The sequence below is a fragment of the Streptomyces sp. BE303 genome (assembly GCF_036290945.1).
GTDB lineage: Bacteria > Actinomycetota > Actinomycetes > Streptomycetales > Streptomycetaceae > Kitasatospora.
Map to the genome: position 1 here is coordinate 1 of NZ_JAQYWZ010000920.1, position 25,597 is coordinate 25,597.

Sequence of the window (25,597 nt, forward strand, 5' to 3'; positions counted from 1 at the left end):
GGCGAAGGCGGTGGCGACGAGGTAGTCGGTCATCGGAGGTATCCGAGGTGGTGGGCGAGGCTTTCGAGGAGGTCGCGGGCCTGGGCGCGGGTGAGGGGGACGGCGAGGTGGTCGCCGGGGGCGGCGTTGATGTCGAGGTCGACGGGGAAGCGGAGCTGGAGGTCGGCGTCGGGGACGGACTCGACGGTGAGGTAGGGGACGGTGGTGCGCTCGATGTGCGGGCGCGGGATGGGGACGACGACGCCCATCGTGGGGCGGCCCCTTCCCGAGGGGGGCGGGGTCGGTCGCCGGCTCACGCGGCGGCGTCCAGCTCGAACCAGACGCGCTTGCCGTTCTTGGCGGCGTCGGCGCCGAAGCGGTGGGTGAGGGAGCGGACGAGGTGGAGGCCGCGCCCGGAGAGCTCGTAGGGGTCGGCGGAGGTGCGGGGTTCGGGGAGGGTGGGGCTGTCGTCGGCGACGGAGACGCGGACGGTGCGGGTGGGGAGGAGGACGACCACGACGGTCGGGGCCTGGCAGCCCGCGTGGCGCCAGGCGTTGACGTACAGCTCGTGGAGGGCGAGTTCGGCGTCCGCGATGAGGTCGTCGGGCCAGGAGGAGAGGGTGAGCGCGGTGCGCAGCTCCTCGCGGGCGGCGGACCAGTCGGGCGGGTTGAAGGCACGCATGGGGAACCTCCGAGTGAGGTCGTGCGAGTGGGGAGGGTGAGCGTCGGCGGATGCGTCACCGTGAGCCAGGCCCGGCCATGGCTGCTCTGCGGTGCAAGAGGGCAGCAGGCACCTACCGCCCCAACAGACGAGCGTTACTGACGATCCGTCGGATCGCTATGAGACAGACCATAGCTGACATCCATGATAAATTTTCCATGGATTCAAGATGTTCCCTCTAACGTGGCAGAGCCAGCCCGGATGGACCGCCATCCGACCGCGCGGCAGACTGTGAACACCCCTGCCCCGGAAGGACCTCATGGCTCGACCGAACCCCACGCTCCGTCAGCGACGGCTGGGTACAGAGCTTCGAAGAATGCGCGAGCAGGCCGGCTTCGGTGGCAGTGAGCTCGGCCGCGCTGTGGGCATGAACCCAGCCCAGGTCACACAGATGGAGTCCGGGAAGATCGGCATCAGCGTGGAGCGCCTGCACACCATCGCGGCAGCCTGCATGTGCGTCAACCGACCCCTGATCGATGCACTCGCGGACATCATTACCGATCGCAGCAAGCCCGGCTGGTGGGAGGAGTACCGAGATACCTTGGCAACGGACTTCCTGGAGAATGCCGAACTTGAGAGCCATGCGAACAGGCTGGCCACCTACACCATCACGTTCGTTCCCGGGCTCCTCCAGACCGGCGCCTACGCGTCTGCGGTGTTCTCGAACTCAATCCCACCACTGCCTCGCCACGAGGTCGATCTACGAACGGCATTCCGCATGCAACGCCAGCGGGTGGTCCGTTCCGGGGCGACGCCGTACACCGCATTCATCCATGAGGCCGCCCTGCGGATGCAGTTCAGCGGCACAGGAGTTCTGGCTGAGCAGCTCGAAGCTCTCGCTGAGGACTCCGAGCGGACGACTATCTCGGTTCGCGTGGTGCCATTCAGTCTCGCCACGTTGCCCAGCCCGAGCGAGAACTTCACCTACGCGGAAGGGCCGATCCCCGAGTTGGATACCGCTCAGATCGATACCGGCCCAGGTTGCCAGCTCTTCGATGCCCCGGCTCACGTTGCACGGTTCAGAGCCATCCTGACGAGGATGGATTCAAGTGCCCTCCCCGAAGAGGAATCTCGGGACTTCATTCGAGCGATCCGAGAAGAAGCGGAAGGCAACCATGGCTAGCCTCACGTGGCAGAAGTCCACCTACTCAGGCGCGAACAACGACTGCCTTGAGGTTCGGCCTGCCAACGGCCTGGTCGAGCTGCGGGAATCCGACGACGGCGACGTCATCCTCCGCACCACCGCCGCCACCTTCGCCGACCTCCTCCGCACCATCAAAGCCGGCGAACTCGACCACCACGCCTGAGCATCGGCAGCCCCTCGCTCGCACCGAGCGAGGGGCCGCCGATGAGGGGGCCGCCCCTCCGCCCCTACCAAATCACCGCAGCAACCCCGCCCACACAGGAAGTCGGCCGAACCGACTTCCTGCGCGCACCAGTCTGCCGCGTCAAGCGCGGATCCGTCGGCGGGAGCTCGTCGGTCGGTCCCGGGCGGTGTGGCATGTGGACTCCGGAGCTCCTGTTCGAAGTCAGACCAGTTTCCAGTGCCGGAAACACAAGCCTCTTCCCTGCACCCCGGTCACCTCGGGAACATCGTCATGACACCGGGCGAGTGGGAGGCACCAGTGAAGCTGACGCGGCTTGTAGGCTCCTGCGACGAAGGCGATTGCCCCACGCTGTACTTGACGGACCGGGGCACACTCGCCGTCCAGGGTGAGCGAGTGACTGAGCACGACCTCCGGATTCCGGCTCATGAGACGCTGGTCGAAATCCCCGTCGAACTCATCCGAGAGGCGATCCGTGACAACCTCATCTAGGACCCTCGGCGACTGGTTCTCGGAGTTCGGCCACGAGGCCTTCCGGCTGGAGACCTTGGACGACTACAGCCAGTCGGGCGGAGTGGACGCCTACCGGGCGTTCCTCGCCGGCGAGGAGCAGCCGGAGGCGTACAGGACGGCCGGCTGGGTCGGGACGGTGGCCGACGCCACCCAGGCCGGTAAGCGCATGTACCGGGTTCACATCCTCGCGCGCCCGCTCACCGACTACCTCCGGTTCGAGCTCGCATGGGGGTACCACCGGAACATGGCGGCCGGCGAGGAGTTCTACATCCTCGACACCACCGACCAGGAGAACCCAGTTCCGGAGGCGCCGGACTTCTGGCTGTTCGACAACGACGCCGTGGCGGCGATGAGCTACGACGACAACGGGAAGTACCTCGGGCTCGAATTCCTTGACAGCAGCAGGCTCGCCGAATTCAAGGCGTACCGCGATCTCGCGATGGCACGCTCCGTACCGTTCACCGAATGGTGGGCACAGTACAGCGAGTGAACAGATCACGGCTCGGGGCGGCACTGCGGGAACTCCGGAAGGCTTCCGGCAAGGAAGCCAAGGCGGTGGCCCGTGGCGCTGTCATGTCTCCGAGCAAGTTGAGCAAGATCGAGACCGGCAAGGTGTCGCCCGCCATCGTGGACGTGGAGCGCATCCTCACGGCCATAGCCGTCTCGGACGAGGTCAAGGCCGAGTACATGGACGCCGCGCGGGCAGAGGCCACGGAAGCGACGGCGTGGCGTCTGATCCGGCGCCTGGGCCACTACCGCAAGCAGCAGCAGATCAAAGCCCTGGACGACTCCACCCAGTTGCTTCGCGTGTTCCAACCTTCCCTTGTCCCCGGCCTGTTGCAGACCCCGGAATACGCGCGAGCGGTGTTCGGGAGAAGAGATCTCAGCGAGGAGCAGTTGTCGCGGGCCGTCGCAGCACGACTGGCAAGGCAGCAATCTCTCTACGACACCACCAAGACCCTGCGATTCGTCATGACCGAGCCTGTTCTCCGGTGGCGCCTGGTGCCTGCCGCCATGATGGCCGGGCAGCTGGACCGCATCATTTCCGTATCCCGCCTGTCCCATGTGGATATTCGGATTGTGCCACTGGCCGCACCTCAGACCGATGTGCCGGCGCACTCTTTCGTCATCCGAGATGATCGCATGGTCACGGTCGAAACCATCCATGCCGAGGTAGTGGTCACCAACCCGCGAGACACTGAAGCGTACGTCCAGAAATTCGATGGATTCGCAGCCAGAGCTTTGTCCGGCGACGAGATGCGGCGCATGGTCGAAGGAATTCGGGACGAGTTCTTGAGGGAACAGGAAATCGCCTCGTAGCACCTGCTTTCCGCCCTTACATTGGTGGCCAGCCCGACAACAGGAGCCACCGCCTGGCTCCTGACGACGACAGGAGCCAATACGTTGCGGCAATTCGACCTGTACGAGATCGAGATCCCGCCGGACGCGGCCGCATACAGGGCCTGTGGCGGCAACCCGCAGTCGGAGCACGAGACCTGCGCGACCCTGCGCGAGGTGCCGGGTGTTGACGGCGGGCTGTGGGTGATGGGTGACACCAAGCGGCCCGGTGCGGAACTGAGGTTCAGCAGCGCCGAACTGGCCGTTGCCGGTATCGACCCGGCCCGGTTCGACACGGCGGTCTGACACTCTCCGGGCACGAATCGGCCCCGCTCCCAGTGGAATCGGGAGCGGGGCCGGCTCATTCACCAACGGTAGGCGCGAATGGATCACTGGCACAGGCCCGGCCTGCACTGGCACTGCTACACCTGGGTGGGCGGCAGGCGCCCCGAGGACACCGAACGACGGCCGCCCGCATTCCAGAACGGCGCCCGCTCGGTCTGGCACAGCCCCGCCCCGCCGCTGGAGGTCATGCACTGGCTGGCCAAACCGGCATCCCAGATCGGGCACACCACCGACGACCCAGCCGATGCCCTCGTCTGGCTCGGCAAGCAGCTCGCCGAAGCCCCCGCCCTGGACACCGACCTCTCACCCGCACTCCGCCTGAAGCACGCCGATGCCTTCCTCCGCACCTATCCCCACGACGTGGTGTGGAACTACTGGACACCCGGCCGGCAGCTCCGGGCCACCACCGCCGTCTCCTGCCCCCGAATCCACAGTCCGACCTCCGAGCCTCCCCCGCCCTGCCCCGGTCGGCATTGATGATCCCCCGCGCAGGAAGTCGGCCGGGCCGACTTCCTGCGCGCGGAGCGGAGCCGTTGCGTGCTGCGGGGGCCGGGCTTCGAGAGGAGTCTCGAAGCCCGGCCCCCGTTCGGGCCCGCCGGTCAGTCCCCGGCGGGGCCGAGCACCCGGTCGAGGAAGGCGGGCAGCCCGCGCTTCACCCCACCGAACGCCTCGTGGCCGGCCCGGTACCGCTGCCAGCGCACCGGATGCCCCCAGTCCGCCAGCACGTCCCGCACCTTCGCCCCGCTCTGCTCCGGGATCACCCAGTCGAACGCGCCGTGACCGATCCAGACCGGCAGGTCCGCCGCGACCGCCGACCGGCGGGAGGCCAGCAACGGGACGGCCTCCTCCGGGAGGAACGGCGCGTACAGCGCCAGCCCGGCCAGCCGCTGCGGGTACCGCAGGGCCAGCACCAGCGACATCAGCGCCCCCTGCGAGAACCCGGCGACCACCGTCCGCCCGGCTCCCACCCGGGCCGTCTCCTCGTCCAACACCGCGCGCAGCCGCCGCTCCACCGCGAGCACGCTCGGCAGCGACTCCGGACCGGGGTGGTCCAGCGAGAAGACGTCCTGCTGGAACCAGGCCCGCGCCGGATCGCCGGAGACCCGGCCGATCGGCCGCAGCGGCGCCCGCGGGAAGACCCCGCGGATCCCCGCCCGGTCCAGCCCCATCCGGTCGGCCACCTCGATCAGGCTCTCCGGCTCCTGACCGAGACCGTGCAGCCACAGGACGGTCGCACGGTGCCCGCCGACCGGCTCGATCACCTCGACCGGCAGGTCCACCGCGGGCACCGCCCTCCCGCCGCTCACCGGACCGGCGCCGGGCGCGGTCGTTCCGGGCGCCGGAAGACCATCGACGCGTACTGCCCGCCGAAGCCGAAGGAGTTCTTCAGCACCGTGCTCACCGGGCGCTCCACCGGGGTGAGTGAGGTCTTCACCGCGCAGGCCGGGTCGGGCTCGGTGCAGGTCACCACGGGCGGGATGACGCCCCGCCCGAGGGTGAGCGCCGCCGCCACCGTCTCCACCACCCCGGACGCGGCGGAGCCGTGCCCGGTGAGCGACTTCACCGCGCAGACGTCGAGTTCCGCCGTCCGCTCGCCGAACACCCGGTGCAGCGCCCGGGCCTCGGTGATGTCGTTGAGCTTGGTGGACGTCCCGTGCGCGTTGACGGTGTCGATGTCGTCCGGTGTCAGTCCGGACCCGGCGATCGCGGTGCGCATCACCCGCTCGACCATGCCGACCTGCGGCGCGGTGATGTGGGTGGTGTCCACCGCCAGGCCCCAGCCCCCGACCACGGCGTGCGTCTCGGTCACGCCCCGCCGGGCGGCGTGGGCCGCCGTCTCCAGGACCAGCGCGCCGGCCGACTCGTTGATCACCATGCCGGAGCGGCGCCGGTCGAACGGCATCGAGGAGTGGGCCGGGTCGCCCTTCCAGCGGGACAGCGCCATCAGCTGCCCGTACTGGGAGAGCACGTACTGGGTGTTGCGGGACACCGAGACCGCCACCACGGCGACCTCCACCCGGCCCAGCCGCAGCAGCCGGACCGCCTCGGCGATCGAGCGCAGGCCGCCCGAGCAGGTGGCCTCCACCCGGGAGGCGATCAGCGGGACGCCGAGGCGTCCGGCCAGTTCGACCGGGAAGGCCGAGTGGTCCGAGGCCTCCGCCGACAGCCGCCGGTTCCGCAGGTTCTCCAGCACGACGGCCGGGTCGTTCCCGATCCTCCGGTACCGCTCGCCGAGCTCCCGGAAGTGGACGGCGTAGTCCTGCGGGAAGGAGCCGCTCGGCCCGGGCCAGACCCGGGACCAGACCAGTCCGGCGGCCTCGCCGCCGATCGGGCCGGTGATCCCGGCGTCCCCGAGCGCCTGGTCCACCACGCAGTGCAGCAGGGTGTCGCCCCAGGTGCGGTCCGGGCCGCCCCAGCGTTCGGCGACCTCCTTCCGGACGTCGTCGGGGATGAGCCCGGCGGCCCAGCCGCAGGGCAGTCCGCCGAGGTCCATCCGGGTCTCGGCGACCACGCCCGACCGGCCGGCCAGGTTGGCCTCCCAGAAGTCCTCCACGGTCGCGCCGATCGGGGTGACCACGCCCATCCCGGTGATCACGATGTCGTCGTCCGTCATTGCTCCTCCTCCCGCCGTGCGTGGTGGTCGCCCGGGGCTCCCGTGACGCCGCCGAGCACCAGGGCGCCCGCCGAGGCGGTGCCCCGGCCGTGGTCGACCCCGGTGATCAGCGCGGTGCCCAGGCCCGGCACCGGGCGGGCCGTCCCGGTCACCGTGTCCGGGCCTCCCAACCGGGGGTCGGGACGCCGCAGCAGGCCGACCGGCGGCAGCTGGCCGCGCCGCAGCGACTCCACCGCGAGCGCAGTGTCGATCAGCGCCGAACACTCGGTGGCGAGGCCCAGGGTGCCCTTGCTGCTGGTCACCGGCACCGCGCCGACCTGCGGCAGGACGGCCGAGCACTCCTCCCGGTCGGCCGTCTGCGAGCCCGAGCCGTGCGCCCACCAGAGGTCGGGCCGGCCGCCGGACCGGCGGAGCGCCGCCCGCACCGCCAGGCCGGTCGCGCTCGCCCGGTCGGCGGCGACCACCGTCTCGCAGGCGAGCAGCCGGGCTAGGGCCCGGGGCGCCGGGGCGTCCGCCGGAGCGGCCCGCTCCAGCAGGACGGCGGCGGCGCCCTGGCCGAGCAGCGGACCGGCCCGGTCCTCGTCGAACGGGCCGCGGCCGGGGACGGCCTCGGTGCCGATCGGCTCGTCCCGGTCGAAGGAGGCGAGCGCGGTGACCGAGGACGGCGGAGCCACCCCGACCACCAGCACCCGCTCCAGCTCACCGCTCTCCAGCAGCCGCAGCGCGAGCGCCAGGGCGCCGAGGCCACCGGCCGCCACCTCGCCGTAGGCGGCGACGTTGGAGCCCCGGAAGCCGGTCGTCATGCAGACGAACTGGCCCAGCTGGGAGGGGATGCCGCGGATGTAGGAGTAGTCCGGCACCTCCTCGTAGAGCAGGGTGGCGAGGGGGCGCGGGTCGTCCAGGGCCATCCCGGCGAGTCTGGGCATCACGTCGCCCAGCTCGTCCCCGGTGCTGCCGACGGCCATCACGGTGCCGCCGCGCTCCGGGTCCCCCCAGCCGGGGTGGTCCGGGGCGTCCGGGTCGCGGCCGGCCTGCCGCAGGGCGAGCCGGGCCGCCTCGACCGCCCAGTAGGCGGCCAGGTTGGCGTACTTGCGGTTGTCCACCCAGGGCTTGCCGGGCGGCCACCCCACGGTGCCGCGGTCGACGGCGGCCACCGGCCAGGGCAGCGGCCCGTCCGAGTCGAAGAACGACCGGCCGGCGGCCATCGCGGCCCAGAGCGGTTCGGTGCCCAGACCGGCCGGGGAGACCACCCCGGTACCGGTCACGATCACCTCGGACATGGCGACTCCCCCCTTCCCGGTGTCACTCCCCCACCCGCAGCGGACTGTTGAGGTTGCCCCAGAGCGCGTAGCCGCCGTCCACCGTGATGGTCTGCCCGACGATCCAGGCGGCCTCGTCCAGGCAGAGCATGGCGACCACGTCGGCGCTGTTCTCGGGGGTGGTCATCTGTCCCTCCGTCCACGGGGTGACCGAGAGCTCGTGCCGCACCCCGTGGTTGAAGTCGGGCCGGACGTTGAAGACGCCGGTCTGCACCAGGCCCGGGCGGACGCAGTTGGCGACGATGCCGTGCGGCGCCAGCTCGTAGGACAGGAACCGGGTGAGGTTCTCCAAGGCGGCCTTGGCGGCGCCGAGCAGACCGGCGCGCGGCACGATCCGGGTGGTGGTCGAGTTGGTGATGGTGATGAACCGGGCGCCGGGGCGGCCCTTCATCAGCGGCACCGCGTGCTTGGCCAGCAGCCAGGTGGCCCGGGCGTTGGTGTCCTGGACGAACTGCCACTGGCCGAGCGTGGCGTCCTCCAGCAGGGAGAACTTCGTGGCCGCGGCGTTCTGGACCAGGATGTGCAGGTCGCCGTGGGCCTCGGCGACCTCGGCGATCAGCTCCTCGGCGGCCTCCGCCTCGGACAGGTCGGCCCGGTGCAGGGTCACCTTGGCTCCCGCCGCGGTGAGTTCGGCGGCGAGCTCCTTCGCCGGTCCGCCCCGGTCGACGTAGTTGATCGCCACGGTGGCGCCCCAGGCCGCGAGCTTGCGGCTGATGCCGGCGCCGATGCCGCGCGAGCCGCCGGTGACCAGGGCCACCCGGCCCTCCAGCGGGCGGGGCGAGAGCGGCCCGGGCACCGGGGCCGGCGGGTGGTTCGCGGAGTCGTCGGTCATCGGTCTGTCCTCTCGCTGGTCCGGGCGGGGGCGGTCGTCGCCCGCGCCGGCTCGGTGGTGGTTCCCGGGGCGGCCGGGTCCGTTCGGGGGGTGAGCGCGACGGCCGCGGCCCGGCGCAGCACCACCACGCTCATCCGGCCGATCGCGTACACGCGGCCGTCCTCGTCGTGCACCCGCCGGGTGGACTCGACCAGCCCGAGCCGGTCGTCGATCTCGACGGCCCGGCCGGTCCGGGTGGTGAACCAGAACGGGGTGTCGGGGTAGAGCGGGCGGACGAAGTCCCAGGCCAGCGTCCGCAGGCCGACGACGGCGGCCGGCGAGCCGTGCTGGACGACCCAGCCGGAGGTGATCGAGTGGATGAAGCCGCCGGGCACGATCCGCCGGGTGCGGTCGAGGGCCCGGGCGAAGGCGTCGTCGTCGTGGACGGGGTGCTTCTCGCCCATCAGGTCGAGCAGGCGGTCGAGCAGGTCGCCGCCGAAGACCAGCGGACCGAACCGGTGGTCGGGCGCGCCCACCAGGTCCTCCCAGTACTTCACGCGGGCACCCCCGCCCGGCGCGGCCGGGCGCCGGCCGCGGCCCGCATCACCAGCCGGCCGCCGTCCACCGTGAAGGTCTGGCCCTGGATGTAGTCGGCCTCGTCCCCCGCCAGGAAGGCGACCAGGCCGGAGATGTCCTCGGGCAGGCCCCAGCGGGTGCCGGCGCCGTCCGAACCGAGCCGCTCGGCGACGGCGTCGGTCATCTCGGTGCGCACCTTGCCGGGGGCGACGGTGTTGATCCGGATGCCCTTGCGGCCGACCTCGACGGCCAGCGTGCGGGTGAGTGCCTCCAGCCCGCCCTTGGCGGCCGCGTAGGCGCTCTGGCCCGGGCCGGGGATCCGCACCGAGTTGGACGAGATGTTGACGATCCGGCCCCACCCCTGGTCGAGCATGACCGGGAGGACCTCCCGGCAGGCCAGGAAGGGCCCGGTCAGGTTGATCCGGAGCACCCGCTCCCAGTGCGCGGTCGGGGTGGCGGCGACCAGCCGGTCGTCGATCACGGCCGCGTTGTTGACCAGGACGTGCAGCGCGCCCTCCAGGTCGGCGATCCGCTCGACCAGGTCGACGACCTGCTTCTCGTCCGCGACGTCGGCGCGGTGGGCGACCGCCCGGCCGCCGGCCGCCGTGACGGCGGCGACGACGTTCCGGGCGGCCTCCTCGGCCTCGCGGTAGACCAGGTGCACGGTCAGGCCCTCGGCGGCGAGGCGGTGCACGACGGCCGCGCCGATGCCGCGCGAGCCGCCCGTGACCAGGGCGACCCGGCCGGTGCCGGACTCGGTCGAGGGCCGCTCAGACACGCTGGGCCGCCTCGACCACGGCCAGGATCGAGCCGACCGTGCGGCGGTGCTCGGCCGCGGTCTCGTTCCAGCTGTCGAGGTCGAAGTCGACGCCGAGCCTGCGGTTGATTTTCCGGGCCAGCTGAAGAAGGTCCAGGGAATCCAGCCCGAGGTCCTCGACCACCGAGTCGGCCTGGGTGATCGGCTGGTCTTCCAGGCCGGATTTGACGTCCTTGAGCAGCTCGACCAGGACGTTGAAATCGGCGTTTTCCGTGGGCGACATAATGCCTCCTCCGAGAGTTCCTAAATACCGCTGCGGACGCCGCCAATGCCAACAGACCGGTAAAGGCTGCCGCAAGGGCCACTCGGCCCGGCGGCGCCGGACAATCACGCCGGCCGGACGCCCGCCGGGCCCGGCTTCACCCAGGCCAGGGCGGCGGAATCCGTTCCGCCGCATTCCGGACGAATTGAATCAACGGCTCCCCGCAAGACACTGTGGTGGTATCTCCCACAACGCGGGACGATGCAAAGAAGAGGCAAAGGGCATTGACCTTGGTAGAACCCGGTGACTACCGTGGTCGCACCCATACGTGTACCACCCGGAACGTCATTCGAGGCGATTCACGACATCGCACCGCAGTCGGCTGGCCGAACCGGTCGGACCAGGTTCCGGCCGCTACCGGGAACACCGGCCGACCGGGCGGCACGCCGTGGGGAGGGCGGCAATGGCGCGACGCAAGAATGCGATGCCATCGGCGGCACCGCACTACGAACTGGCCCAGTGGCTGCGCGCCCTGCGCGCGGAGTCCGGCCTCACCTACCGGCAGATGGCCGGCCGGATCACCCGGTCCGGGTGCTCCTCGGCCACGCTGTCACGGGCCGACAGCGGCTCCGCACTGCCCCGGCTGGGGGTGGTCGAGGCGTACGCGGCGGCCTGCGGGGCCTCGGTCCGCGAGGCGCGGCAGCGCTGGGAGCGGGCCGCCACCGGAGCGGGCACCGCGACGGCCCGCGCCGACCGGCGGCCGGACCGGGCACCGCCGGGCGGCCGGGCCCGCCGGGTCGAGCTGGTCTACGAACCGGCCCACCTGCTGGAGGCCATGCACCGGCTGCGGCTGGCCGCCGGGCAGCCCTCGCTGCGCGAACTCCAGGAGCGGGCCCGGACGGGCGGCTTCGGGGCGCTGCCGCGCAGCACCCTGGCGGACGTCCTGGCCGGGCTCCGGATGCCCTCGGAGCCGCTCCTGGTCACCTACGTCCGCTGCTGCGGCATCCCCGGGGACCGGATCGCCGCCTGGCGCGCGGCCTGGTTCCGGGCGGTCGGTTGTTGCGGGCCGACGGCGGTGCCGTCCGCGGACGCCCGGGTGCGCTCACTCGGACTGCACCGGCGCCGCTACGGCGGTCAGGAGCCGGCCGCGGCGAGCGCCTCCGCGTAGAGGGCGGCGACGGTGTGGTCGAAGTAGGCGCTGTACGAGGTGTCGGGGGTGTCGCCGCCCTCCTGGTAGCCGCCGATGGTGCCGACGACCCGGCCGGTGGTGGTGGAGATCCACGGGCCGCCGCTGGTGCCGCCGGGGTAGTCGGGGCAGTCGACGACCCGCTGGTAGGCGCTGTGGCGGCCGGTCACGTTGGTGCAGAGGAGCGGCTCCTCGCTGCCGGACGGGTAGCCGTAGAGGCGGACGGTGGTGCCGAAGTCCTCGTCGGTGCCGAGCGGGTTGGCGCCGACCACCTCCTCGACCCGGTGGCCCGAGGCGTCGGCGGCGGTCTCCAGGACGGCGAAGTCCTCGTCCGGGTCGCCGTCCCGGGACCAGCCGGTGGTGGTGTGCACGGCGGTGACCCGCCAGGTGCCGTACGGGGCCCGGCCGTCGCGGTAGCCGGGGGCGAAGGTGACGCCGGCCGGGTCGTCCAGGCAGTGGGCGGCGGTGAGCAGCAGGTTGCCGGTGCTGCTGTGCAGCACGCTGGCGGTGCAGAAGTGGTTGCCCGGCCGGACGCCGCCGGTGAACAGTGCGCCGACGGTGGCCGCTTCGGCCGTGGCGGGCGCGACGGCGGTGGTGCCCGGCGCGGTCGCGGCCGGGGAGGTGCCGACCGGGGAGGGCGCGGCGGTGGCGTCCGTCGGTGCGGGCGGGTCGGGGGCGGCCGGGGAGGGCCCGGCGGCGTCGGCGGTCGCGGGGGCGGGGGCGGGCGAGGCCGCTCCGGTGGCGGCGGGGAGTTCGGGCGCGGCCGGGGCCGCGGTCGCGAACGCCGGGGCGGGCGGCCGGGCGGCAGTCGCCTCGGAGGTCGCTCCGTGGCTGCCCGCGAGGACGGCGGCGGCGGTGAGGACGGAGAGGGCCGTGGTGACCACCGCGGCGCGGGCCAGGAGGCTGCGGCGTGGTCGGTGGCGGCGGTGCTGGCCCATGCCCGGTCGGCTCCTGCCCTGGTCGGTGACGGTGGCGGCGGCGGTTCGAGAACGCTCCGACTATGGCGGTCGGAGCTGGGAGAGCGGTGATGCACGGCTGGGAGCCGGATGAGAATTCAGCCGGTCGCCGTCACCCGGCCGCCCGCGACCGCCGGATCGCCCGCCGCCCCGCCCCCGCCGGGGAGGCAGGAGCGGGGCGGGGTGGGCGGGAACCGGGCCGGGCCGCCGGAGGGTGACTGCGTGACCTCGCGGCGGGCCCGGGCGGGACCGGGACCGGGACCGGGATCAGGAGGCGCGCTGCCGCGGACCCGGCGCCTGCGCGCCCGCCGTGGCGGTGGCCTCGGCGGCGCCGCCCGCCTCGCCGGCGGCCTCACCCGGCGCCGGCCGGTGGTCGATCATCAGGAACGCGATCAGCGCGGCCACCAGCAGGATGCCCATCGCGACCCAGGTGGCCACCACGTAGCCGTGCACCGCGCCCTGGGCCTGGACCCCCGGATCGGCCGAGATCCGGGTGGCGAGGTAGCTCGCGGTGGCGCTGGCCGCGATGGTGTTGAGCAGTGCGGTTCCGAAGGAGCCTCCCACCTGCTGGGCCGAGTTGATGGTGGCCGATGCGGCGCCCGCCTCGCTGGGCGCGACGCCGAGGGTGGCCAGGCTCATCGACGGCATGAAGACCAGGCCCATGCCGAAGCCGAGCAGCAGTTCGGCGGGCAGCACCATGCCGGCCCACGGGCTGTCCACCTTCATCTGGGTCAGCCAGGCCATGCCGGCGGCGGCGAGCAGGAGCCCCGGCCCGATCAGGTTGCGGGACGGCACCCTCGTCATCAGCCGGGCCGCGAACCCGGTGGAGGAGATGACGATGGCCGCCGTCATCGGCAGGAAGGAGACGCCGGACATCACCGGCGAGAACCCCTTGATGACCTGGAGGTAGTAGGTCAGGAACAGGAACAGGCCGAACATCCCGATCATGGCCAGGCCGATCGAGAGCGCGCCGCCGCCGCGGTTGCGCTCGGCGACGATGTGCAGGGGCAGCAGCGCGTGTTCGGTGCGCTTCTCGACCAGGACGAACACCACGAGCAGGACGACGCCGAGGATCAGCGAACCCAGCACCAGCCAGTCGCCCCAGCCCCGGGTCACCGCCTCGGACGTGCCGAACACGATGGCGAGCAGGCCGCCGCAGCCGAGCACCGCACCGGGCAGGTCGAGTTTGATCCGCCGGCCCTTGCCGATGTGGTCGCGGGAGAGCACGGAGAAGGCGGCGAAGGCGGTGACCACCGCGATCGGGGTGTTGACGAACAGGCACCAGCGCCAGTTCAGGTACTCGGTGAGCAGCCCGCCGGCGAGCAGGCCGATCGCGGCGCCGCCGCCGGCGATCGCGCCGAAGATGCCGAAGGCGGTACTCCGTTCCTTCGGGTCGGTGAACGTGGTGGAGAGCAGCCCCAGGGCCGAGGGAGCGAGCAGCGCGCCGAAGGCGCCCTGGAGGGCGCGGGCCCCGAACAGCATCTCCGGACCGGTCGCGGCGCCGCCGATCGCGGAGGCGAGGGCGAAGCCGAGCAGGCCGACGGTGAAGACGCGTTTGCGGCCGAAGAGGTCGCCGAGCCGGCCGCCGAGGAGGAGCAGACCTCCGAACGCCAGCGTGTAGGCGGTGATCACCCACTGCCGGTCGGCGTCGGATATGCCGAGGTCCTTCTGGGCCGACGGGAGGGCGATGTTCACGATGGTGATGTCGAGGACGATCATCAACTGGGCGATCGCGATGACCGCCAGGGCCCACCAACGGCGGGGGTCCGGCGTCTCATGACGGGTGGCAGCAGTGGAAGACACTGGGGGAGCCTTTCCGGAGGGGTGCGGAGAGGTCACGCAGTCGACTTCCAGCCAAACGCGCGTTCGGGCGGATGGCAAGGAAAAAGCTCACCAAATAGGGTGAAACAGGACCAAAGAACCAGAGGTGCGGGACCGGAGGACGAGCGGCTCCCGGGCCGGAGGACGGACGCCCCGGGCCGGACGCCGACCACGTGCTCCGGACGGCCCGAGGACCCGGGAGACCTCAGGACCGGACGGCCCGGGGCCGGAACGTGCGGGGCCCCCGGGGCTGACACCCCGGGGGCCACCGAGCGGTCCCGCGCCTCGGGCGCGGGGTCCGCCGCGCCTACAGCGCCGACAGCTCCGCGACCAGGTCGTCCAGGCCCAGCGAGCCCTGCGACAGCGCCGCCATGTGCCACGCCTTGAGGTCGAACACCTCGCCGCGCGCCTCGTGCGCCGCCCGGGCGGCGGCCCGGCCCCGCAGCCAGGCGCGCTCGCCCAGCTTGTAGCCGATCGCCTGGCCGGGCATGCCCAGGTAGCGGACCAGCTCGCTGTCCAGGAAGTCGGCCGACAGCCCGCAGTACAGGCCGAAGAACTCGCGCGCGGCGTCCGGCGCGACCGGCTCGCCCGCCCGGTACGGCGAGTCGGCGGGGAAGTCGAGGCCGGCGTGCATGCCGATGTCGACGATGACCCGCAGCGCCCGCATCATCTGGGCGTTGAGGTAGCCGAGCCGGTGGCCCGGGTCGGTCAGGTAGCCCAGCTCGTCCATCAGGCGCTCGGCGTACAGCGCCCAGCCCTCCAGGTTGGCGCTCACCCCTCCGACGCTGACCTGGTAGGTGGAGAGCCGGTCGGCGACGTAGCTCCACTGCGCGAGCTGCAGGTGGTGGCCGGGAACGCCCTCGTGGTACCAGGTCGAGACGAGGTCCCACTGGGGGAAGCGCTCGCGGCCGAGGGTGGGCAGCCAGGTGCGGCCGGGGCGGGTGAAGTCCAGCGAGGGGGCGGTGTAGTACGGCGCGGCGGCGCTGCCGGCCGGGGCGATCATCGACTCGACCCGGGTGATCGGCTCGGCCAGGTCGAAGTGGGTGCCCTGGAGGTCGGCGATCGCCCGGTCCATCAGGCCCTGGAGGTAGGTGCGGGCGGCCTCGGCGCCGTGCAGCGCGGGGCCGTCGCTCTCCAGCCACTTCATGGCCTCCATCGGGGCGGCGCCGGGCCGCACCTTCTCGGCCTCGGCCTGCATCTGGGCGTTCAGGTCGTGGAACTCCTCCCAGGCCCACGCGTACGCCTCGTCGAGGTCGAGGTCGGCGCCCGTCCAGTAGCGGACCCAGCGGGCGTAGCGCTCACGGCCGGCGGTGTCGGAGACGTCGGCGGCGGCCGGACCGTAGACGTCGCGCAGCCAGTCGCGCAGCTCGGCGAGCGCCCCGGCGGCGGCCACGGCGTGCTCGGCGAGGCCCGCGCGCAGCGCCTCGGGGGCGTCCTGGACCAGCTCGCCGAACCAGCCGCCGGGCACGTCGCCCGCCAGCCACTCGCCCAGCTGGCCGGCCACGGTGGTGACCTGGCGGGGGCCGGAGAGCAGGCCGCGCCGGATGCCCTCGTCGAGGGTCTCGCGGTAGCCGGTGAGCGCGGCCGGTACCCGGGCGAGACGGCGGCCGAGGACCTGCCACTGCTCCTCGGTGTCGGTGGGCATGAGGGTGAAGACCTCGCGCACGTTGTGCACCGGCGAGCCGAGGTTGCGCACCGCCCGGTAGACCTCCCCCGCGTCGTGCACGGCGAGCTCGGCGGTGAGCCGCTCGCGCAGCAGGCGGGCGCAGCGCCGTTCGGCCTCGTCCCGGGGGGTGCCGGCCGCCTCGGCCGCGTCCAGCGCCGCCTCGGCCGCGTCGAGCCGGGCGAGGGTGCGGCGGCCCAGCGCGGCGATCGTCTCGGCGCCGGCCGGGGAGAGGTCGGGAAGGCGGTCGTCCTCGGGGTTGAGTCCCAGGTACACCGCGGTCAGCGGGTCGAGCTCCGCGAGCTCCCGCACGTGGTCGTCCGCGATACGGCGGGGGGTGGTGCCGTCGGAGGTGATCAGTTCAGCCATCCGGACATCATTTCGCGGCCGGAGCCGATTGCAAGCCCCTGACGAGTGGCATGGACCGGCCAATTCGGACGAACGACCGGTTTTCGCCGGAACGTTCAGCCGGGCAGGTGGCGGATCCGCCACCTGCGCAGGGCCGCACCCGGGTCCCAGACCGGCCGTCCGCGCGCGAAGCGGAAGAAACAGAGGCCGATCAGGACGGCGCTGAAGTGCCCGAGATCCGTGAACGTGTGCGAGACGGCGAGCGGCAGACCGTAGAAGAGCAGCACCCCTCCCCCGTACACCGCGCGCCAGCGGCCGGCGAACCGGTAGGTGAGCACGGCGACCACGCCGGCCAGCGCGTACGAGACACCGACGTCCACGGTCTCGGCCATGCTCCGCTGCAGGCTGCCCCGGACGATCCCCCAGGCGACCACGCCCTCGCTCACCAGCGTGGCCAGCACGTGCGCGGTCGCGGCGACCGTGAACCAGCGCAACGTCCCCAGCCAGCGCTCGGCGTTGGCGTGGAACAGGGTGAAGAGGACGGCGTACGACGGCCAGCTCGCCTGCTCGGTCCAGAGCGCGCTGGCCACGAGGGCGTGCACCGGCCGCTCGCGCAACTGGTCGAGGTTGGTCGAGCGAGCGGCCAGGAACCAGTCCAGGGTGGCCGGGTCCGTCCGCGCCACCACGAAGCTGGTGACCCCGAGGAGCAGCAGCCACAGGTACGTCCCGGGGGCCGAGCGGACCCACCGCACCACCCCGCGCGGCAACCCGCGCAGCCCGCCGGCCCGACTCCCCCGTCCCGGCGACTGCGCCATCCGGCGGGCCCTCCTCGGTAGCGCGGACGATCGGTCCCATCCTCGGTGGTCGCGCGGCCGCCCGCCTCCGGACCGGCCCGCCCGGCACCGGGCCCGCGACGTCCGCAAACGCCCGTTCGGAAGATCGGTGCACGGCCGGATCCCATCCGGCCCGCGGCGACTACGCTGGCCGCCATGGAAGCCAGCTCAGCGCCCGTCCCGCCCGCACCCGAGCCGGCCCGGCCGCGGCGGGCCGGATACCGGCGGCTGCCGGTGCAGCAGCGGCGGGAGCAGCTGATCGAGGTGGCCCTGGAGCTGTTCGCCACGCGGCCGCCCGAGGAGGTCGGCCTGGACGACGTCGCGGAGGCCGCCGGGGCCTCCCGGCCGCTGGTGTACCGCTACTTCGCGGGCGGCAAGCAGCAGCTGTACGAGGCCGCGCTGCGCAGCGCGGCCGAGGAGCTGACCGGACGGTTCGCGGTACCGCTCGCCGGCACCCCGACCGAGCAGCTGTCGGCCGTGCTGGAGCGGTACTTCGCCTTCGTCGAGGAGCACGGCGCCGGCTACTCGGCGCTGCTGCGCGGCGGTTCGGTGGTGGAGACGGCGCGGACCTCGGCGATCGTGGACGACGTCCGGCGGGCCGCGCTGAAGCGGACACTGCGGCACCTCGGGGTCCGCGAGGCCGGACCGCTGCTGACCCTGCTGGTGCGCTCGTGGATCGCGGTGGTCGAGGGCGCCTCGCTGAGCTGGCTGGACGAAGGGCGGGCGCTGCCGGTCTCCGAGCTTCGGGAGTGGCTGGTGGACCAGTTCGTGGCGATGGCCGCGGCGTCGGCGCTGCACGATCCGCAGACCGCCGGGGTGCTGACGGCGCTGCTGGCCCTGGAGGGCGAGGAATCGCCCCGGACGGCGCGGCTGCGGGAGATCCTCTCCCCGCGCTGACCCGCCTCCGGGTGCCCTGCCTGTGCCGCGTCGGACCTCCGCCCCGGACCGGCCGGACCCTCCGTTCCGTGCGTCGCCGTCGCCGTCGCCGAACCCGGACCCCGACCTCCGACCCCCGTGCCAAGGGTCGGGTGCGCGGGCGCTCAGGCCTTGCCGAGCACCTGGCGCTGCCGGCCGAGCCCGTCGATCTCGATCTCGACGATGTCGCCCGGTGCCAGGAAGGGCGTGCCCGGGCGGCCGAGGGTGACGCCGGCCGGGGTGCCGGTGACGAGGACGTCGCCCGGCTCCAGCACCATGAACTGGCTCGCGTAGCGGACCAGCTCCAGCACCGGGAAGATCATCTGCCCGGTGGAGCCGTCCTGCCGCAGCTCGCCGTTGACCCAGAGCCGCAGCGGGAGCCGCTGCGGGTCCGCCACCTCGTCCGCCGTCACCAGCCAGGGCCCGAGCGGGGTGAAGGTCTCCGCCGACTTGCCCTTGTCCCACTGGCCGCCGCGCTCGAACTGGAACGCCCGCTCGGTGACGTCGTTGGCGATGGTGTACCCGGCTATCACCCCGGCCGCCGCCGCGTGGTCCTCCAGGTAGCGGCCGGTGCGGCCGATCACCACCGCCAGCTCCGCCTCGTAGTCCGTCTTCTCGCCGCCGCGCGGCACCAGCACCTCGTCGTACGGGCCGACCACGGTGGAACTCGGCTTGAGGAAGATCACCGGCTCGTCCGGGACCGGCGCGCCGGCCTCGGCCGCGTGGTCGCGGTAGTTGAGCCCGATGCCGACCACCTTGCCCGGCCGGGCGACCGGCGCGCCGACCCGCCGGCCGGCGATGTCGGTGACCGGCAGCCGCCCGGCCGTCACCGCGCCGGCCAGTTCGGCCAGGCCGGCGTCGTCCAGCCCGGCGAGGAACCCGCCGTCGATGTCCGCGGTCACCCCGGAGAGGTCGTACGCGGTGCCGTCCTGACCCAGCACGACCGGGCGCTCGGCGCCCGGCGGGCCGACACGGAGGAGCTTCATCTGAGCCTCACCATCTAGTTCGTCGCAGGTCACCGGGGCGGTCGCGGACCGCGCCGGCCTCTTGTCCAGGAGGTATATCAACGGCCCGCACCCCGGGACCAGACCGTCCCGGTCGGCGAAATCCTCCCAACCCGCCCGGGCCCGGGCCCCGCCTTTCGGCCGCCCGCACGGTTGACACCCCACGGGCACCCCCGGGCACCCCGCGAACCCCCGCCCGGCACCCCCCGCGGGCACCCCGCCGCCACCCCGCCGCCGCCCCGCCGCCGCCCGGATCGCGCCCTCCCCCGCCCTCCCCGCCCGCCGTCACGCCGACGGCGAAAACCCCACGCCCAAGGCGAACACGAGGACTGAACGACCGCCCCGCGGTCCAGGATTCCGGCATGGAGATCACCCGCATACGCCCCGAACTGACCCTCATCACCCTGGACTTCGGCCTCGTCTACCTCTGGCGCGACGAGGACGGCACGCTGACCCTGGTCGACACCGGCATCGCCGGGCAGGCCGACGCGATCGAGGCGGGGATCCGCGCCGTCGGCGCCGACCCGGCCGCGCTGCGCACCGTCGTGCTCACCCACTACCACGAGGACCACATCGGCTCGGCGGCCGAGCTGGCGAAGCGGCTGGGCGCCGAGGTAATCGCGCACCGGCTGGAGGCACCGGTGATCCGCGGCGAGCAGGACGAGGCGCCGTTCGTGCTGAGCCCCTTCGAGCAGCAGATCTGGGACAGCCTTCCGCCGCGTCCACCGGCCCCGCCGTGCGAGGTGCACCGCGAGGTCGAGGACGGCGAGGTGCTCGGCTTCGGCGGCGGCGCGGTCGTCGTGCACGTGCCGGGGCACACCGCCGGCTCGATCGCCCTGCACCTGCCCGGCCCCGGCGTGCTGTTCACCGGGGACGTCGCGGCCAACGTGGACGGCCGGACCATGCCCGGCGTCTTCAACGCCGACCCGGCCCTGGCCGTCGAGTCGTTCCGCCGGCTGGCCGCGCTGGACTCCCGGACGGTGCTGTTCGGACACGGCGACCCGGTCGTCGAGGACGGCTCAGCCGTGCTGCGGCGTGCCGTCGAGCAGCTGGGCCAGCACTAGCGGCCGGGCCGGGCCGGGGCCCGCGAGCAGGGTCTCGCGCTCCCAGCGGTCCAGGTCGCGTTCGACGTCGGCACGGGCCCGCTCGTGGCCGTCCAGGGCGGGCACCAGGTCGCGCAGCAGCGCGACGGCCGCCCCCGGGCTGCCCGAGCGGGCCAGCCAGAGCGCCAGGTCGTGGCAGGTCCGCAGGGTCCGCGGGTCGGCCGGTCCGAAGGCCCGGGCGAACTCGGGGATCAGCGCGGTCAGCTGCTCGACGGCCCGGTCCGGCGAGCCGGCCGCACCGCGCCGCCAGGCGTCGTCGGCCCTGGTCCGCAGCTGCTCCGGGTCGGGGCCGAGCCTGACGTCGCGCAGCCGCCGGCGGACCTCCGCCGCGTCGGCGGGCCGGTCGGCCGGGTCCTTGGCGAGCAGCTGCAGGACCAGCCGGTCGAGCGCCGGGTCCGCGGTGCGCAGCGGCGGCGGGGCCTCGTTGAGGTGCTGGAACATCATGGTGACCGCCGAGCCGGCGTTGAACGGACGGCGGCCGGTGGAGAGTTGGTAGAGCAGCACGCCGAGCGCGTACAGGTCCGTCCGGCCGTCGATGTGCCCGCCGGCCCAGCACTCGGGCGCCAGGTACGGCGGGGTACCGATGACCACGCCGGTGGAGGTGAGCCCGCTGCCGGACTGGGTGAGCAGGCGGGCGATGCCGAAGTCCAGCACCTTGGCCTCGCCGGTGTCGGCGATCATGATGTTCTCGGGCTTGATGTCCCGGTGCACCACGCCCGAGCGGTGCGCGGCGTCCAGCGCCTTGCAGACCTGCCGCACCCACTTGAGGGAGAGCGTCAGGTCGGGGGTGCCGTCGCGGAGCAGCGCGGAGAGCGGACGGCCCCGGACCAGCTCCATCACCAGGTAGTGCGTCCAGCGGGAGCCGTCCTGCACCCGGCCGTAGTCGTGCAGGGTGACGATGTGCGGGTTGGAGAGGCCGCCGACGGTCTTGGCCTCGCGGACGAACCTGCTGACCGCCTCGTCGTCGGTGGCCTTCTCCTCGGAGAGCACCTTGAGCGCGACCGACCGGCCGATGGTCTCGTCGTAGGCGGCCCACACCACGCCGAAGCCGCCCTGACCGAGCTCCCGGTCCAGCCGGTAGCGGCCGCCCACGACATCGTCCGCCTTCATGCCTTCCCCCAAGTCCGCCGGAATCGAACGCCGTTCATCCTGACCGGGTCACGATAGCGGTGGGGGAAGGCCTGGAGGTGAACGGGTCAGGCCTTGGGCTTGGGCAGGCCGACCGGATTGACCTCGGAGGTCGGGACGGCCTCGGCGTCCAGCCCCCAGCGCTTCAGCACCTGGCCGTAGGTGCCGTTCTTGATGACCTCGTTGATCGCGCCGTTGAGCGCCTGGACCAGGCCGTTGTCCTTCTTCGTGGTGGCCCCGATCTTGCCGAGCACGTCGGCGCCGCCGCCCGAGTAGGTGCCGATCACCTCGGTCTCGCCGGTCTGCACGCCGTGGAAGGCGGCCACCGGGTTGGGGCCGACGTAGGCGTCGATCCGGCCGGAGGAGAGCGCCAGGTAGTAGTCGGACGAGCTCTGGAAGTACTTGATGTCGGCGGCCTTCAGACCGTTCTTGACGTTCTCCTCGTTCCAGGAGATCAGCAGCTTCTCCTGGTTGGTGCCGGACGAGACGGCGACGGTCTTGCCGGCGATGTCCTTGGGCCCGGTGACCTTCCAGCCGCTGCCCTTCTTGGCCTCGAAGCCGAGGATGTCGAGGCGGTAGGTGGCGAAGTCGTACTTCTCCTTGCGGGCCTCGGTGACGGTGATGTTGGAGATGCCGACGTCGTACTTGCCGCTGTCCAGGCCGACGAAGATGTTCTCCCAGGAGACCGGGTTGAACTCGACCTTGAGGCCCAGCACGTTGCCGACCAGCGAGGCGATGTCCGGCTCGACGCCGATGATGGTCTTGTCGTCGTTGGCGTAGAAGTCCAGCGGCGGGGTGGTGCCGAGCGAGTCGACCACGGTCAGTGTGCCCCGCTTTCTGATCTCCTCCGGCACCAGCGCCGCGATGGCGTCCACCTTGGGCGTGGTCACCCGGTTCTGGTCCGGGGTGAGGTTCACCGTGGTGCCGTTCGGCGCGGTGCTGCCCTTCGCGGGGGCGAGTTCCGCCGTCGCGTCCGAGGAGCTGCCGCAGGCGGCCAGGGTGAGGGCGGCGGCGAGCGCGGCGGCGGCGGTCACGAGGGCGCGACGGGGTAGGGACATGGCGGAACTCCTGCGGATGGAAGGGGGTCGTTCGGGAGGGTGGTGGTTCGGAGGACCTCGGCTCGGAGAACCTCGGCTCAGAGGACCTTGGCCAGGAAGGCCCTGGTCCGCTCGTGCTGCGGGTCGTCGAGGACGGCCGCCGGGGAGCCCTGCTCGACCACCAGGCCGTCGTCCATGAAGACCACGGTGTCGGCGACCTCGCGGGCGAAGCCGATCTCGTGCGTGACCACGATCATCGTGGTGCCGCCCCGGGCGAGGTCCTTGATGACGTCGAGCACCTCGCCGACCAGCTCCGGGTCGAGCGCCGAGGTGGGCTCGTCGAAGAGCAGCACCTTCGGGTCCAGCGCGAGCGCGCGGGCGATCGCCACCCGCTGCTGCTGGCCGCCGGAGAGCTGGCGCGGGTAGGCGTCCTCCCGGTCGGCCAGGCCCACCCGGTCGAGCAGTTCCCGGGCCCGGGCCCGGGCCTCGGCCTTGGGCCGGCGCAGCGCGCTGACCGGCGCCTCGACGATGTTCTCCAGCACGGTCAGGTGCGGGAAGAGGTTGAAGTTCTGGAAGACGAACCCGATGTTGGTCCGCTGCCGCAGGACCTCGCGCTCCTTCAGCTCGTGCAGCCGGTCCCCCGACCGGCGGTAGCCGATCAGCTCGCCGTCGATCGCCACGAAGCCCCTGTCGAGCTTCTCCAGGTGGTTGATCGACCGCAGCAGGGTGGACTTGCCGGAGCCGGACGGACCGAGCACCACGGTCACCGAGCCGACCGCGACGTCGAGGTCGACGCCGCGCAGCACGGCCTGCGGGCCGAAGCTCTTGTACAGGCCGCGGACCTGCACCATGGGCTCCGCGGCGGGGGCGGGCTTCTCGACGGCGGTGGTCACGAGCGTCCTCCGGGGGCGGTCTCGACGGTGCTGGTGCGGGCCCGCAGGCCCTGGACGAAGGTCCGGGCCCGCTGGAGCGGGGTGGGCGGCGGGGTCCGGTCGGCGCCCCGGGCGAAGTAGCGCTCGACGTAGTACTGGCCGATCGACAGCACGGTGGTGAGCAGCACGTACCAGACGGTGGCGACCATCAGCATCGGCACCACCCGGCCGGTGCGTCCGTAGACCACCTGGACCTGGTAGAAGAGCTCGCCGATGGCCATCACGTAGACCACCGAGGTGCCCTTGAAGAGCGAGATCACCTCGTTGGCGGCGGACGGCAGGATGCCGCGCATCGCCTGCGGCAGCACGATCCGCCATGCCTGGCGCCAGCGCGGCACGCCCAGCGCGGCGGCGGCCTCCCGCTGGCCCGCGTCGACGGCGATGATGCCGCCGCGGATGATCTCGGCGGCGAACGCGGCCTGGTGCAGCCCGAGGCCGAGCACGGCCGCGCCGAGCGCGCCCAGCACGCCGATCGTCTCGAAGTCGCCGAAGGTCGGGCCGAACGGGATGCCGATGCCGAACGTCTTGTAGAGGTACGACAGGTTGAACCAGAAGACCAGCTGGACGATCAGCGGGATCGAGCGGAACGCCCAGACGTACGCCCAGGCGATGGACTGCAGGATCGCGCTGCGGGAGAGCCGCATCGCGGCCACCACGGCGCCCAGCAGGAAGCCCAGCAGGGTTCCGTAGGCGGTGAGTTCGACGGTCCGGCCGACCGCCCGCAGGATGGTGTCGGCGGAGAAGTAGACCCGGAACGTCGCCCAGTCCCAGCCGGGGTTGGTGGCCAGCCCGTGGGCGAACTGGGCGAGCACGACGAGCGCGGCGACGCCGGCCGCCCAGCGCCAGGGGTGCCGGGCGCGGACGGTGCGCAGCTCGGCGAGTTCGCCGAGGTCGAGCGGGGCGGTGTCCGGTCTGCCCGCGGACTTCCCGGGGGCGGCCGGAACGGCCGGGGTCGTGGTGGTGACGGTCATGGTGGGATTCCTCCAAGGGCCCCGGGGCCCGGACAGGGGGTCACGCGTGCTCGGGCGGGCTGATCTGGGACTCCTTGATGGCCGAGTCGGCCACCCCCCACTTCTTCAGGATCCGCTCGTAGCTGCCGTCCTTGATCAGCTGGTTGACCGCCGCCTGGAACGCCGGGGTGAGCGTGGAGCCCTTCTTGAACGCGAAGCCGACGTCCAGCCGGTGGAACTCCCCGAGGAACTTGGTGCCGGACGCCTCCTGGGAGGCCTGGTAGCGCAGACCGTTGATGGTGGACATCGAGATGTCCACCCGGCCCTGCTGGAGGCTGGTCAGCGCGGCGCCGGCGTCGCTGAACGCCTTCACCTCGTAGGGCTTCTTGCCGGCGTCGGTGCAGACGTTCTTCTTGGCGTTGAGGGTGGTCTCGAAGGTGGTGCCGGCGCCGGTGCCGATGGTCAGGCCGCACAGCTGGACCAGGTCGGTGACCGGCTGGATGCTCGTGTTGTCCTTCTTGACCGCGAAGCCCTGGCCGTCGTCGATGTAGGTGACGAAGTCGATGGTCTTCAGCCGGGTCGCGGTGACGCCGAAGTTGCCGGTGCCGACGTCGTACTTGCCGCTGCCCAGCGCGGGGAGGATGGTCTCGAAGGCGGCCTCCTCGCGCTGCACGGTCAGGCCGAGCAGCTTGGCCACCGCGTCGGAGAAGTCGATGTCGAGCCCGGCGGCCTTCTTGGTGGCCTGGTCGGCGTAGAACGCGCTGGGCGGGGCGCCGAACGAGGAGCCGAACTTGACCGTCCCGGCGGCGCGGACCTCCGCGGGAAGCAGGGCGGCGGCGGCGTCCGACTTCTTGAGACCGGAGATCAGGTCCTCGGCGGCGGCGGAGACGGCCTGCCCGCCGGGGCCCGGCGTGCCCCCGCTCTTCGGGTCCGAGCCGCACGCGGCCAGCACCAGGATCGGCAGCAGGGCGGTCGACGCGAGCAGGCGGCGGGCGGTGGTGGTTCTCACGGGGGCTGGTGCCTTTCGGTGCTTCGGTGCTTCGGTGCGGGACTCGGCTTCGGTGCCGGGCGCGGCTTCGGTGCGGGACGGTGTCTCGGTGCGGGACTCGGCTTCGGCGCGGCGGGGTGCTCCGGTGCGGCTGGGTGCTCGGGCGGTGCAGC

The 25,597-nt window shown here is 72.6% G+C and carries 29 protein-coding genes; 10 read left to right on the forward strand and 19 right to left on the reverse strand.

All coding sequences use genetic code 11. The annotated features are described in order from the left end of the window. Positions 1–29 precede the first annotated feature (29 nt). Together PUR56_RS37315 and PUR56_RS37320 are read right to left on the reverse strand one after the other, a co-directional pair. Positions 30–248, reverse strand: coding sequence for a hypothetical protein (locus PUR56_RS37315; RefSeq protein WP_329883036.1), 219 nt, complete (start codon positions 246–248; stop codon positions 30–32). 44 nt (positions 249–292) lie between these two features. Next, complete coding sequence (locus tag PUR56_RS37320) at positions 293–661, reverse strand: ATP-binding protein (protein WP_329883037.1); 369 nt, start codon at positions 659–661, stop codon at positions 293–295. Positions 662–959: 298 nt separating this feature from the next. Here PUR56_RS37320 and PUR56_RS37325 point away from each other — a divergent pair, with 298 nt between their 5' ends. From PUR56_RS37325 to PUR56_RS37355, 7 genes are all read left to right on the forward strand, one after another. Further along, positions 960–1,823 carry a helix-turn-helix domain-containing protein gene (locus PUR56_RS37325; RefSeq protein ID WP_329883038.1) on the forward strand — a complete coding sequence of 288 codons (864 nt, stop codon included), beginning with the start codon at positions 960–962 and terminating at the stop codon, positions 1,821–1,823. After that, positions 1,816–2,007, forward strand: a complete 192-nt coding sequence (locus PUR56_RS37330) for a DUF397 domain-containing protein (protein WP_329952225.1) — start codon at positions 1,816–1,818, stop codon at positions 2,005–2,007. The genes PUR56_RS37325 and PUR56_RS37330 overlap by 8 nt, the downstream gene beginning before the upstream one ends. A 318-nt stretch (positions 2,008–2,325) precedes the next feature. Then, on the forward strand, positions 2,326–2,517 hold the full coding sequence (locus PUR56_RS37335) for a hypothetical protein (protein WP_329952293.1): 192 nt from the start codon (positions 2,326–2,328) through the stop codon (positions 2,515–2,517). Next, positions 2,501–3,028: a DUF6879 family protein gene (locus PUR56_RS37340; RefSeq protein WP_329883041.1), complete on the forward strand. Its 528-nt coding sequence runs from the start codon at positions 2,501–2,503 to the stop codon at positions 3,026–3,028. The genes PUR56_RS37335 and PUR56_RS37340 overlap by 17 nt, the downstream gene beginning before the upstream one ends. Further along, on the forward strand, positions 3,025–3,858 hold the full coding sequence (locus PUR56_RS37345) for a helix-turn-helix domain-containing protein (RefSeq protein ID WP_329952226.1): 834 nt from the start codon (positions 3,025–3,027) through the stop codon (positions 3,856–3,858). Before PUR56_RS37340 ends, PUR56_RS37345 begins: the two co-directional genes overlap by 4 nt. A gap of 84 nt (positions 3,859–3,942) precedes the next feature. Then, positions 3,943–4,182, forward strand: a complete 240-nt coding sequence (locus PUR56_RS37350; RefSeq protein ID WP_329952227.1) for a DUF397 domain-containing protein — start codon at positions 3,943–3,945, stop codon at positions 4,180–4,182. A 78-nt stretch (positions 4,183–4,260) separates the two neighbouring features. Then, positions 4,261–4,698, forward strand: coding sequence for a hypothetical protein (locus PUR56_RS37355; protein ID WP_329952228.1), 438 nt, complete (start codon positions 4,261–4,263; stop codon positions 4,696–4,698). A gap of 122 nt (positions 4,699–4,820) precedes the next feature. On the opposite strand, the gene PUR56_RS37360 is transcribed toward PUR56_RS37355, so the two are convergent. From PUR56_RS37360 to PUR56_RS37390, 7 genes are read right to left on the reverse strand one after another with little or no spacing between them, the layout of a single operon-like run. Then, complete coding sequence (locus tag PUR56_RS37360) at positions 4,821–5,510, reverse strand: alpha/beta hydrolase (protein WP_329952229.1); 690 nt, start codon at positions 5,508–5,510, stop codon at positions 4,821–4,823. A gap of 14 nt (positions 5,511–5,524) precedes the next feature. Next, positions 5,525–6,835, reverse strand: coding sequence for a beta-ketoacyl-[acyl-carrier-protein] synthase family protein (locus PUR56_RS37365; protein ID WP_329952230.1), 1,311 nt, complete (start codon positions 6,833–6,835; stop codon positions 5,525–5,527). Beyond that, entirely contained in the window at positions 6,832–8,115 is a 1,284-nt protein-coding gene (locus tag PUR56_RS37370; protein ID WP_329952231.1) for a beta-ketoacyl synthase N-terminal-like domain-containing protein, read from the reverse strand. Before PUR56_RS37370 ends, PUR56_RS37365 begins: the two co-directional genes overlap by 4 nt. 22 nt (positions 8,116–8,137) lie before the next feature. Then, entirely contained in the window at positions 8,138–8,986 is an 849-nt protein-coding gene (locus tag PUR56_RS37375) for an SDR family NAD(P)-dependent oxidoreductase (RefSeq protein WP_329883048.1), read from the reverse strand. Next, positions 8,983–9,522: a MaoC family dehydratase gene (locus PUR56_RS37380; RefSeq protein ID WP_329952232.1), complete on the reverse strand. Its 540-nt coding sequence runs from the start codon at positions 9,520–9,522 to the stop codon at positions 8,983–8,985. Before PUR56_RS37380 ends, PUR56_RS37375 begins: the two co-directional genes overlap by 4 nt. Continuing rightward, positions 9,519–10,319, reverse strand: coding sequence for an SDR family NAD(P)-dependent oxidoreductase (locus PUR56_RS37385; RefSeq protein ID WP_329883050.1), 801 nt, complete (start codon positions 10,317–10,319; stop codon positions 9,519–9,521). The genes PUR56_RS37380 and PUR56_RS37385 overlap by 4 nt, the downstream gene beginning before the upstream one ends. Next, positions 10,312–10,581 carry a phosphopantetheine-binding protein gene (locus PUR56_RS37390; RefSeq protein WP_329883051.1) on the reverse strand — a complete coding sequence of 90 codons (270 nt, stop codon included), beginning with the start codon at positions 10,579–10,581 and terminating at the stop codon, positions 10,312–10,314. The genes PUR56_RS37385 and PUR56_RS37390 overlap by 8 nt, the downstream gene beginning before the upstream one ends. 442 nt (positions 10,582–11,023) lie before the next feature. Between PUR56_RS37390 and PUR56_RS37395 the strand changes: the two genes are divergently transcribed. After that, positions 11,024–11,728 carry a helix-turn-helix domain-containing protein gene (locus PUR56_RS37395; protein ID WP_329952233.1) on the forward strand — a complete coding sequence of 235 codons (705 nt, stop codon included), beginning with the start codon at positions 11,024–11,026 and terminating at the stop codon, positions 11,726–11,728. Here the strand turns inward: PUR56_RS37395 and PUR56_RS37400 are convergent. The 4 genes from PUR56_RS37400 to PUR56_RS37415 form a co-directional block, all read right to left on the reverse strand. After that, complete coding sequence (locus tag PUR56_RS37400) at positions 11,695–12,684, reverse strand: trypsin-like serine peptidase (protein ID WP_329952234.1); 990 nt, start codon at positions 12,682–12,684, stop codon at positions 11,695–11,697. The two genes, PUR56_RS37395 and PUR56_RS37400, sit on opposite strands and share 34 nt — an antisense overlap. A 285-nt stretch (positions 12,685–12,969) precedes the next feature. After that, a complete protein-coding gene (locus tag PUR56_RS37405) occupies positions 12,970–14,505 on the reverse strand; it encodes an MFS transporter (protein ID WP_329952235.1) in 1,536 nt (511 codons plus the stop codon). 325 nt (positions 14,506–14,830) lie between these two features. Continuing rightward, positions 14,831–16,555, reverse strand: coding sequence for a DUF885 domain-containing protein (locus PUR56_RS37410; protein ID WP_329883055.1), 1,725 nt, complete (start codon positions 16,553–16,555; stop codon positions 14,831–14,833). 95 nt (positions 16,556–16,650) lie between these two features. Next, positions 16,651–17,349 carry a rhomboid-like protein gene (locus PUR56_RS37415; RefSeq protein WP_329952236.1) on the reverse strand — a complete coding sequence of 233 codons (699 nt, stop codon included), beginning with the start codon at positions 17,347–17,349 and terminating at the stop codon, positions 16,651–16,653. 174 nt (positions 17,350–17,523) lie between these two features. Between PUR56_RS37415 and PUR56_RS37420 the strand changes: the two genes are divergently transcribed. Beyond that, positions 17,524–18,264, forward strand: a complete 741-nt coding sequence (locus PUR56_RS37420; protein ID WP_329952237.1) for a TetR/AcrR family transcriptional regulator — start codon at positions 17,524–17,526, stop codon at positions 18,262–18,264. 143 nt (positions 18,265–18,407) lie between these two features. Here PUR56_RS37420 and PUR56_RS37425 read toward each other — a convergent pair whose 3' ends face one another. Beyond that, complete coding sequence (locus PUR56_RS37425) at positions 18,408–19,268, reverse strand: fumarylacetoacetate hydrolase family protein (protein ID WP_329952238.1); 861 nt, start codon at positions 19,266–19,268, stop codon at positions 18,408–18,410. Positions 19,269–19,648: 380 nt separating this feature from the next. Between PUR56_RS37425 and PUR56_RS37430 the strand changes: the two genes are divergently transcribed. Further along, positions 19,649–20,350: an MBL fold metallo-hydrolase gene (locus PUR56_RS37430; protein ID WP_329952239.1), complete on the forward strand. Its 702-nt coding sequence runs from the start codon at positions 19,649–19,651 to the stop codon at positions 20,348–20,350. On the opposite strand, the gene PUR56_RS37435 is transcribed toward PUR56_RS37430, so the two are convergent. From PUR56_RS37435 to PUR56_RS37455, 5 genes are all read right to left on the reverse strand, one after another. Next, positions 20,306–21,499, reverse strand: coding sequence for a serine/threonine-protein kinase (locus PUR56_RS37435; protein WP_329952240.1), 1,194 nt, complete (start codon positions 21,497–21,499; stop codon positions 20,306–20,308). The two genes, PUR56_RS37430 and PUR56_RS37435, sit on opposite strands and share 45 nt — an antisense overlap. Positions 21,500–21,585: 86 nt before the next feature. Next, positions 21,586–22,575, reverse strand: a complete 990-nt coding sequence (locus PUR56_RS37440; RefSeq protein ID WP_329952241.1) for an ABC transporter substrate-binding protein — start codon at positions 22,573–22,575, stop codon at positions 21,586–21,588. 77 nt (positions 22,576–22,652) lie between these two features. Next, positions 22,653–23,405 carry an amino acid ABC transporter ATP-binding protein gene (locus tag PUR56_RS37445; protein ID WP_329952294.1) on the reverse strand — a complete coding sequence of 251 codons (753 nt, stop codon included), beginning with the start codon at positions 23,403–23,405 and terminating at the stop codon, positions 22,653–22,655. Between the two features lie 38 nt (positions 23,406–23,443). Beyond that, entirely contained in the window at positions 23,444–24,457 is a 1,014-nt protein-coding gene (locus PUR56_RS37450; protein ID WP_329952242.1) for an amino acid ABC transporter permease, read from the reverse strand. Positions 24,458–24,497: 40 nt separating this feature from the next. Next, positions 24,498–25,445 (reverse strand): ABC transporter substrate-binding protein, encoded by a 948-nt coding sequence (locus tag PUR56_RS37455; protein WP_329952243.1) that lies wholly within the window; start codon positions 25,443–25,445, stop codon positions 24,498–24,500. Between the last annotated feature and the right edge of the window lie 152 nt (positions 25,446–25,597).

What these genes read in the sequence shown, in the direction of transcription:
- PUR56_RS37440 (WP_329952241.1), bottom strand. Translation starts at nt 22,575, where the DNA reads ATGTCCCTACCCCGTCGCGCCCTCGTGACCGCCGCCGCCGCGCTCGCC.
- PUR56_RS37355 (WP_329952228.1), top strand. Translation starts at nt 4,261, where the DNA reads ATGGATCACTGGCACAGGCCCGGCCTGCACTGGCACTGCTACACCTGG.
- PUR56_RS37330 (WP_329952225.1), top strand. Translation starts at nt 1,816, where the DNA reads ATGGCTAGCCTCACGTGGCAGAAGTCCACCTACTCAGGCGCGAACAAC.
- PUR56_RS37395 (WP_329952233.1), top strand. Translation starts at nt 11,024, where the DNA reads ATGGCGCGACGCAAGAATGCGATGCCATCGGCGGCACCGCACTACGAA.
- PUR56_RS37450 (WP_329952242.1), bottom strand. Translation starts at nt 24,457, where the DNA reads ATGACCGTCACCACCACGACCCCGGCCGTTCCGGCCGCCCCCGGGAAG.
- PUR56_RS37445 (WP_329952294.1), bottom strand. Translation starts at nt 23,405, where the DNA reads ATGGTGCAGGTCCGCGGCCTGTACAAGAGCTTCGGCCCGCAGGCCGTG.
- PUR56_RS37390 (WP_329883051.1), bottom strand. Translation starts at nt 10,581, where the DNA reads ATGTCGCCCACGGAAAACGCCGATTTCAACGTCCTGGTCGAGCTGCTC.
- PUR56_RS37415 (WP_329952236.1), bottom strand. Translation starts at nt 17,349, where the DNA reads ATGGCGCAGTCGCCGGGACGGGGGAGTCGGGCCGGCGGGCTGCGCGGG.
- PUR56_RS37425 (WP_329952238.1), bottom strand. Translation starts at nt 19,268, where the DNA reads ATGAAGCTCCTCCGTGTCGGCCCGCCGGGCGCCGAGCGCCCGGTCGTG.
- PUR56_RS37315 (WP_329883036.1), bottom strand. Translation starts at nt 248, where the DNA reads ATGGGCGTCGTCGTCCCCATCCCGCGCCCGCACATCGAGCGCACCACC.
- PUR56_RS37410 (WP_329883055.1), bottom strand. Translation starts at nt 16,555, where the DNA reads ATGGCTGAACTGATCACCTCCGACGGCACCACCCCCCGCCGTATCGCG.
- PUR56_RS37370 (WP_329952231.1), bottom strand. Translation starts at nt 8,115, where the DNA reads ATGTCCGAGGTGATCGTGACCGGTACCGGGGTGGTCTCCCCGGCCGGT.
- PUR56_RS37320 (WP_329883037.1), bottom strand. Translation starts at nt 661, where the DNA reads ATGCGTGCCTTCAACCCGCCCGACTGGTCCGCCGCCCGCGAGGAGCTG.
- PUR56_RS37365 (WP_329952230.1), bottom strand. Translation starts at nt 6,835, where the DNA reads ATGACGGACGACGACATCGTGATCACCGGGATGGGCGTGGTCACCCCG.
- PUR56_RS37420 (WP_329952237.1), top strand. Translation starts at nt 17,524, where the DNA reads ATGGAAGCCAGCTCAGCGCCCGTCCCGCCCGCACCCGAGCCGGCCCGG.
- PUR56_RS37400 (WP_329952234.1), bottom strand. Translation starts at nt 12,684, where the DNA reads ATGGGCCAGCACCGCCGCCACCGACCACGCCGCAGCCTCCTGGCCCGC.
- PUR56_RS37430 (WP_329952239.1), top strand. Translation starts at nt 19,649, where the DNA reads ATGGAGATCACCCGCATACGCCCCGAACTGACCCTCATCACCCTGGAC.
- PUR56_RS37435 (WP_329952240.1), bottom strand. Translation starts at nt 21,499, where the DNA reads ATGAAGGCGGACGATGTCGTGGGCGGCCGCTACCGGCTGGACCGGGAG.
- PUR56_RS37375 (WP_329883048.1), bottom strand. Translation starts at nt 8,986, where the DNA reads ATGACCGACGACTCCGCGAACCACCCGCCGGCCCCGGTGCCCGGGCCG.
- PUR56_RS37325 (WP_329883038.1), top strand. Translation starts at nt 960, where the DNA reads ATGGCTCGACCGAACCCCACGCTCCGTCAGCGACGGCTGGGTACAGAG.